1 protein-coding gene is annotated in these 304 nt (G+C 74.7%); it reads right to left on the bottom strand.

The features are described 5' to 3' along the window. Nucleotides 1–101: 101 nt before the first annotated feature. A partial coding sequence (locus tag DEIPI_RS29665; RefSeq protein ID WP_169737055.1) for a hypothetical protein occupies nucleotides 102–304 on the bottom strand: 203 nt, incomplete at its 5' end.

Consider the following 304-nt stretch of genomic DNA (forward strand, 5'->3'; position numbering starts at 1 on the left):
GCACGGCGAGGGCGCGGTCGCCGAGGGCGGCGCGGACGCGCGCGGCGACCGCCTCGAACTCCTGGGGCCACGTGGGGCGGTAGTCGACGATCTCGATCATGCTAGGGAAGACTGTACGACGCGCCGTCGGCGAAGACGACGACGACGTGCGGCTCGCTCGCGCCGGACGTGGTGCAGGTGCGCACGTCCCCGAGGCGGTTGACGGGGAAGCCGGGGACGCCCGCGAGGCAGTCGCCCTGGAAGGGACGCCCGAGGGCGGAGGCGGCGAGCGCGGCGACGTACACCTCGTGGGTCCAGTCGCTCC

This window comes from Deinococcus pimensis DSM 21231, from assembly GCF_000519345.1.
GTDB lineage: Bacteria > Deinococcota > Deinococci > Deinococcales > Deinococcaceae > Deinococcus_A > Deinococcus_A pimensis.